The sequence below is a fragment of the Moorena sp. SIO4G3 genome, from assembly GCF_010692305.1.
Lineage (GTDB): Bacteria > Cyanobacteriota > Cyanobacteriia > Cyanobacteriales > Coleofasciculaceae > Moorena > Moorena producens_A.
In genome coordinates this window covers 1-6,981 of sequence record NZ_JAAHIG010000437.1, presented here as the reverse complement: position 1 = coordinate 6,981, position 6,981 = coordinate 1, and the positions used below count along the sequence as shown (strand labels likewise).

Below are 6,981 nucleotides of genomic sequence, written 5' to 3'. Positions count from 1 at the left end.
TAACAACTGAGAGGAATAGTAGCACTATAGCAGTCCTAAATGATTCGTGAAATATATTGGCTAAAGTGATTGCTATAACCCTTGCCCAGCAACGATTCCAGATTTTGCTGATTTTACAAATGATTTAGGATTGCTATATTATGAAGATTACATTAGTATGCCATGATATTCCCTATCCGCCCATCCATGGGGCGCGATTAGACATGTGGCGAAGGATAAAAGCTTTCTCTAATTTAGGGACTGAGCTACAAGTTATCTGCTGGTGTAGCCATACGCCAAAACCAGAGGAAGTCCTGGAAATTAGGAAGTATGCTAAGCAAGTTTTTTTGATAAAGTTTCCAAAGACACTCGGCTATTTTATTCGGCGGATAATTGACTTACTCAAGTATCCTTTGGAAGTGACATCTAGAATTGTTAGAGGTAAAGAATTCAACCTATTACTCTCTGATGTGGCTGCGTTTAATCCTGATGTCATCTTCCTAGATGGTATTCACGGTGGAGAAGTAGCAAGTCAGTTAAGTCAACACTTTAATCTGCTGCTGGTTATTCGCTCTCACAATATCGAGCATTTGTACTATAAGCGAAAACTTGCGTCTGCCAAAGGGTTAAACAAGCTCAAACGATATTTATCACTGTCTAACTTAGAAAAGTATGAAACAAATTTACTAAAAAAGAGTACTTTATTTTACGATATATCCCTAGATGACCTAAATTTTTGGATAAGTCAAGGATTGACAAATGGTCGCTACTTACCTCCTCTGATTGAGTTTCCTGAAGAGAATAGGGAAGGAATATCCAGAGATAAACTAAGGACTAATCCTGTCTATGATATCGTTTTTTTGGGTAACCTCTTTTCGGACAACAATGTAGCGGGAATAATCTGGTTTATTACCCAAGTTATGCCTATAATACGTTTGGCATTACCAACATTTACTGTTTTAATAGCGGGTTCAAATCCTGTCCACCACGTTAGGCAGCTATGTGAGGAAACTGCAGAAGTTGATCTGAAAATAAATCCAGTGTCTTCTACAGAAGTATACAAGTCGGGGCGCGTTCTCATTAATCCAGTTTCAGCTGGGAGTGGCGTTAGTATAAAGTCCCTAGAAATGCTGGTTTCTGGTAGACCGATTGTTTCTACACCACAGGGAATAGCAGGTCTACCAGAAGAGGTTCATCACTACTTTGAAATTGCTGTAGATAAGTCATCCTTTGCCGAAGCAATTATCAGATTTTTGTCCGATCCTTTCAGAGATAATGTTAATCCAGGTGTACTTGAGGAATTGTTTGGTTATAAAGCAATAGCAGGGGTTATTTCGGAACTAGATTCTCTTGTTTCACTTTCCAAGTCTAACCAGTTAGCTCGATCTAAATCTTGATATACCAGTTATTAATTGGGTGAGGGTCTACGCCCTTGGAGTTAATGGGAGTAGGGATTAGAGGTTGAAAAAAATGACTGTACCTGATAACTAGGATAAACGCTATATCGCTAAATATTGATAGTTGTGATACTCTTTTTAAGGTTTAGTGGTGATTAAATTTTAGTTGGCATTTTAGTTAGCCGAATTGAGACTGATTTCAATGTTTATATAAAAAAATAAATCAAATTAACATTTTTAGCAGACAAGAGCATAAAAATCAAGGGACAATTCTTTCGACTAACTCCTATATAATTCCCATTTATCCTAACTCCTGACTCCTAACTCCTGACTCCTACCCATACCAAAATACTTTTTCAGCAAACCCTAAATAAATATAAATGAGGAAACAACGTTTAATTACTAATACCAGCTACTATCTTAGCTCGTGGTTTTTGAATCACTGGCAAGTTGGCAAACGCCCAATTTTGATATTAGGTCATGGTCGCAGCGGTACAAGTTGGGTCGGGAAAACATTGTCCACCGCAAATCGTGCTATATACTACTACGAGCCATGTAATCCAGAGATTACTGGAAAAGGCAACATGGATACATGGTTCCGATATACACGACCTGGTGAGCAAGATGACTTGCTTGAAAATGCTTTTGATAATGTCTTCAAAGGTCTACCTTTTGGAGGCGGTTGGTACCGAGGTTTCTGGGCTAGAGCACTGCCTAATTATCAAATCATCGTCAAAGATGTCGCATCTCTGATGTCCATTGAGTGGGTTTTCAAGCGCTACAATCCAAAACTATTGGTAATTGTTCGACATCCTTGCCCCACCGTATTATCAGAAATTAACAAAGAAACTCCTGCTGAGCTTTCGCGAGATACTCTATTACATCAATCTAGCTTATTTCAAGATCCAATACGAACCCTACCGCTCAGTGATAGAGGCAGCAAAAAGGCCAATAGAAATCTTTGCAGCTATCTGGGCAGCAAGACATCGTGTTGTCGCCGATGCATTGTCTCGAAATCCTGAATGGTTATTGGTCTTTTATGAGGACTTATGCTTAGACCCTATTGGTAAGTTCAAAGAGCTATTTGAGCAGTTTGAATTGCCATGGACTACCCGGGTAGAAAAGCATGTACTCCAGAGTTCAACTAACAACATCCCTGGTCGTTATTCCAAGGTACGTATCAGCAACCAACAAATAAATAAATGGAAACAAACGATGACCCAATCTGAAGTCGAGGTTGTGCGTAATTATGTTCAACTCTTCGATCTACCTTTTTATCAGTCTGATCAATTCTGGTCACTAGAAACCTGAGATCGTTTACGTTTTTTTAAAGCTATTAAGTAGTTTGCGGCAGACACCTTGACTGGTAATGGATTTCAAGGTTTAGGTAGTACCATGCAAGTAATAGTAGCTCTAAAGTTAACCAAAGCTAAATGGAGTAGGTGGAATATGAAAATTCTTGCCCAACCAGCCTTTAAAGATCGTGACAAAAACCCTTATACCTGGCTAGTTTACACCCACCTGACTACTTTGGGGGTTGATGTCCATGAGTTTTCTCCTAAAAAATTGCTGATAAATAATTATTCTATCTGGCATCGGCACTGGCCAGAACGAAACTTAAATGAACCTAACTTCTTCAGAGCGATCACAAAAACGTTAGCTCTATTATTATTAATGATTTTGGCTCGCTGGCGGGGGACAAAAATTGTCTGGACAGTACACAACTTAGCCTCTCATGAACAGCTTTACCCGCAACTAGAGGCTTGGTTCTGGAAAGCCTTTACAAGGCAGTTAGATGGTTACATTAACCTTAGCAAAACTGGGATGAAAGCTGCCCAAGAGCGCTTCCCTCAGTTAAAGAATATTCCTGGTTTTGTAGTACCCCATGGTCACTACCGAGGGCAGTATCCTAATCAAGTCAGTTCTCAAGAAGCTCGCAACTACCTAGGAATTCCAACTTCGGCGAAAGTATTGCTTTTGTTTGGCAAAATTAGACCTTACAAAAATGCTCCTCAATTGATGCGAGTTTTCCGACAGGTTTTTGACCCAGAAGCCATACTTTATATTGTGGGTAGTCCAGAATTTCCTGAATTAGCAGCAGAAATTGAAAGGGAATCCGCCTTAGATCAACGAGTGCGAATTAACTTAAATTTCATACCTAAAGACCATATGCAATGGTACTTCAGTGCTGCTGACTTAGTTATTTTGCCGTACCGCGAGATTTTAAACTCTGGTAGTGCTTTCTTAGCCCTCTCTTTTAACCGACCCATATTAGTTCCTAAAATTGGTGCTCTCCCTGAAGTTCAAGACCAAGTTGGTCAAGAATGGGTCTATACCTATACAGGAGAAATTACTGATTATGACATTGAAAATGCTTTAGATTGGGCGTTAAACACTCCCCGTCCAGAACAAGCTCCCCTAGAGGCTTTTGATTGGCAAGAACTAGCCAATAAAACGATTAATGCCTACAATGAAATTGCAAAGTACTCCAGAAAAAAAAGGAAGAAATAGCAATAGCTGAACCAGAATCATCAATTTATTGATGCCTGCAAAATTCGTGGGCTAACTCACTAGATCAATTAGTTTTTTGGGGTAAAAAAAATCGGTTTAAAACCCTAAGCATAAGCTGAAAGCACCTCAAGTAGCGTGGCCATTCCCGTACCGTGGCCTTTGGCCTTGGCCTTTGGATGTTCGCCTAGCGTGCGCGAGCGCCCATATGCTTACGGTAAGGGTGCATCTCAGTTTTGCAATTAGGCAAAAATTCGGGATAAAATTCCCGCGCCCCCGCCCCACACTCCCCGCGCCCCCGCCCCACACTCCCCGCGCCCCCGCCCCACACTTCCCACACTTCCCACACTTGCGATCCTTTTTACAAATATGAGATGCACCCTACGGTAAGCTGATCATGTTTATTGGTCTTATTGAGATAACTAGACCGATATTTTTTTACCAGAAATCCCGGCATTTTTTCCAAAAAAAGCTTTTTCTGCTATTTTGTCACCCCCTCAGGTATAAATCACTGAAATAATAAAAGCTACACATATTAGGTGATGGTTTCTAGGAGTAAAAACAAGTTAATGATTGGACGACGTGAATTATTACTGGGTTTAGGTAGCTTAGCCAGTGTCGGCCCTCTGACAAGGTGTAAATCTATCAGACAAAGTAACTCAATTCAAGCTATTGATGACCCGAAGCGAGACTTTGCAGTAGCTCAAGGAGCTTCTTTAAAAGAGCGTGCAGCAGCAAAAGGATTAATTTATGGAGCCGAGAGTCGATTCCGAGACCTATCCTCAAACCCAGCCTTAGCCACCCGTTTTGCTCAAGAGTGTGCCATGCTGGTTCCCGGATGGGGACTCAAGTGGTTTGTTTCTACTCCTTCTTCCCCTCCCCTGTGCCCTCACCCCCATCAGTTTGACTTTACGGCTGGGGATTGGATGGCAAACTTTGCCCAGACTCATCGATTGCTGTTTCGGGGACATACCCTTGTTTGGCACATCTCATTACCCCCTTGGTTTGAGGAGACAGTAAACCGCCAAAATGCTAAACAGTTCTTGGTCAGACATATTAAGACAGTGGCTGGGCGTTATGCTGGACAAATGCACTCCTGGGATGTTGTTAATGAAGCGATCGCTACCTTCCAAGGACGGGCAGATGGTTTACGCAAAACGCCATGGTTAAAATTTTTAGGTCCGAAATACATTGACCTAGCCTTTCGCATTGCGGCTGAAGCTGACCCCAAGGCAATGTTACTCTATAACGAGTATGGACTGAGTTATGATTCGAGTGATGAGCAAGCCAAGCGTAGGGCTGTCTTGAAGCTACTAGAGGGGTTGAAGTCTCAGGGAACCCCCTGTCATGCCTTGGGAATCCAGGCTCACTTGCGAGGGAATAAACGGATTAACCCCCACAGCCTGCGGAAGTTTCTCCGAGATGTGGCGAGTATGGGTTTTAAAATCTTGATTACTGAACTAGATGTCAGAGATGACAAGTTACCAAAGGATGTGACTGTACGCGATCGCATGGTGGCTCAAGCTTATGAAGATTATCTGTCTGTGGTACTTGATGAGCCAGCAGTGATTGCAGTAGTGACCTGGGGATTTAGCGATCGCTACACATACTTAACTAGCTTCCATCCCCGGTCAGATGGTGCGCCAGTGCGACCTCTACCTCTCGATGCAGATTTCAAGCCCAAGTTAGCCTGGAATGCGATCGCTCGTGCTTTTGATAATGCTCCTAAGCGTTGAATCATTAGACCTTTGGGGAAATTAACTTTCAGCTGAGATATCAATTGGGTTATTGATTCATTTTCAAGCCTATGTTTATATATAGGTTTATATATAGCAGTTCTCAATTGGGTGAGGTAGAAAGTCCTGGGTTAATGGGAGTCGGGAGTCGGGAGTCGGGATGCAGTACGTTCAAAGGGGAAACCCCTTTGAACGCACTACCTAGCTTTGAACGCACTGGCTGCCTTTGACCGCGCACCCGTCGCTTTACGAACGACGTTTTGCTTGGTCAAAGGCTTCACAAAGTTCCTCGAAAGAACAACCCAGTATTTCAATCAGGAGCCTGACGTGCTTTAAGCGTGGTTCGGCTTTGCCATTTTCCCAGTCACTAATCGTCGTAATGCTGACACCAACAGCAATGGCTAATTTCATTTGAGTCAGATTGACATGTTCCCTGAGTTTTACCAGGGTTAGAGGTTGATCTTCTTGGCTTTTCATAATAAATTGTTATTGTTCAAGAAAACTTGAACGGTTTGCTTAAATAGGGCTTGCGGATGAACTCTACATGTAGTGTTATAGTTACCCTCTAAAAGCTACATGTCGTGTGTCGATGGCTAAATTGCGTAAGCCCTAATTAAAATAGGGCAGTTAACTTTGTTTTCTGCCCTTTTCTTGAATGTCCTTCAGCAGCAAGCAGTGTGGCGACCTCACATAGGGTTATTAGCTAGTTCAGTAAAATACCTGACCACTAACCATACCGTAGATAAATTTTCTGTAAAATGTTTGCACCAAACAGCTCATATTCCCCAAGCTATGCCAAGCTAGAGGCAAATCATCGCGCAATCGAAAGTAAGCCGCTTCAACACCAGCATACTTACCTGATCAGGGGAATCTAACCGGCAACTAATTACGGTGACATTTCCCAAACCTCTCTATCGAGTAGGTGTAGGCTTCTCGCCAACCCCAGCCATCGCTATCTCCTTACGGAAACGCTTCCGTGTTCGGGTATAAGGCAAGCTTTACTAATGATGGGATGCCCCACCGCCAAATTTCTGATTTTGATTGCTCTATCTACAGGAGGTTTGATGTCTACTGTCGTTAACCGGTGCATTTTTGGCTTTGGTCATCAACTTTAATAGACTTTAATTCACCATTACTTGCTCGTCTATTATAACTGATTCGACAAAAAGTGAGAAGAATTAGACAAAAAATCAGCAGAACTGTCAAGCTGCGTTCAATGCTACCCCAAAATTAGTACATATGTACTAATGCCCTCTGTCATCAATCCTGCCGAATGAGGGGCTGTTTGCCCAAGTAAGCCTCTGCAGATGGCTTACCCCATCTCACCAGCTTTCCAAGGTGTAAAGATGGGTCGCTGATGA

General features: G+C 42.2%; 8 protein-coding genes. 6 read left to right on the top strand and 2 right to left on the bottom strand.

Features of this window, described 5'->3' with window-relative positions:
- The first annotated feature begins 140 nt into the window (after positions 1–140).
- The 5 genes from F6J99_RS39230 (at position 141) to F6J99_RS39210 (ending at position 5,620) form a co-directional block, all read left to right on the top strand.
- Positions 141–1,376: a glycosyltransferase gene (locus tag F6J99_RS39230; RefSeq protein WP_293121494.1), complete on the top strand. Its 1,236-nt coding sequence runs from the start codon at positions 141–143 to the stop codon at positions 1,374–1,376.
- Between the two features lie 380 nt (positions 1,377–1,756).
- Positions 1,757–2,398 (top strand): hypothetical protein, encoded by a 642-nt coding sequence (locus F6J99_RS39225; RefSeq protein WP_293121497.1) that lies wholly within the window; start codon positions 1,757–1,759, stop codon positions 2,396–2,398.
- Positions 2,382–2,687, top strand: coding sequence for a sulfotransferase domain-containing protein (locus tag F6J99_RS39220; protein WP_070391842.1), 306 nt, complete (start codon positions 2,382–2,384; stop codon positions 2,685–2,687). Before F6J99_RS39225 ends, F6J99_RS39220 begins: the two co-directional genes overlap by 17 nt.
- An 84-nt stretch (positions 2,688–2,771) precedes the next feature.
- On the top strand, positions 2,772–3,887 hold the full coding sequence (locus F6J99_RS39215) for a glycosyltransferase (protein ID WP_293121492.1): 1,116 nt from the start codon (positions 2,772–2,774) through the stop codon (positions 3,885–3,887).
- 566 nt (positions 3,888–4,453) lie between these two features.
- A complete protein-coding gene (locus tag F6J99_RS39210) occupies positions 4,454–5,620 on the top strand; it encodes an endo-1,4-beta-xylanase (protein WP_293121490.1) in 1,167 nt (388 codons plus the stop codon).
- A gap of 103 nt (positions 5,621–5,723) precedes the next feature.
- Here F6J99_RS39210 and F6J99_RS39205 read toward each other — a convergent pair whose 3' ends face one another.
- Together F6J99_RS39205 and F6J99_RS39200 are read right to left on the bottom strand one after the other, a co-directional pair.
- On the bottom strand, positions 5,724–5,858 hold the full coding sequence (locus F6J99_RS39205; protein WP_293121488.1) for a hypothetical protein: 135 nt from the start codon (positions 5,856–5,858) through the stop codon (positions 5,724–5,726).
- Between the two features lie 8 nt (positions 5,859–5,866).
- Entirely contained in the window at positions 5,867–6,097 is a 231-nt protein-coding gene (locus F6J99_RS39200; RefSeq protein WP_070391839.1) for a helix-turn-helix transcriptional regulator, read from the bottom strand.
- A gap of 156 nt (positions 6,098–6,253) precedes the next feature.
- On the opposite strand from F6J99_RS39200, the gene F6J99_RS39195 reads away from it, so the two are divergent.
- Positions 6,254–6,424 carry a hypothetical protein gene (locus F6J99_RS39195; RefSeq protein WP_293121486.1) on the top strand — a complete coding sequence of 57 codons (171 nt, stop codon included), beginning with the start codon at positions 6,254–6,256 and terminating at the stop codon, positions 6,422–6,424.
- Positions 6,425–6,981 lie beyond the last annotated feature (557 nt).

Excerpts from the sequence above, each read along its gene's own strand:
- F6J99_RS39230 (WP_293121494.1), top strand. The coding sequence starts at position 141 with ATGAAGATTACATTAGTATGCCATGATATTCCCTATCCGCCCATCCAT.
- F6J99_RS39225 (WP_293121497.1), top strand. The coding sequence starts at position 1,757 with ATGAGGAAACAACGTTTAATTACTAATACCAGCTACTATCTTAGCTCG.
- F6J99_RS39215 (WP_293121492.1), top strand. The coding sequence starts at position 2,772 with ATGCAAGTAATAGTAGCTCTAAAGTTAACCAAAGCTAAATGGAGTAGG.
- F6J99_RS39210 (WP_293121490.1), top strand. The coding sequence starts at position 4,454 with ATGATTGGACGACGTGAATTATTACTGGGTTTAGGTAGCTTAGCCAGT.
- F6J99_RS39200 (WP_070391839.1), bottom strand. The coding sequence starts at position 6,097 with ATGAAAAGCCAAGAAGATCAACCTCTAACCCTGGTAAAACTCAGGGAA.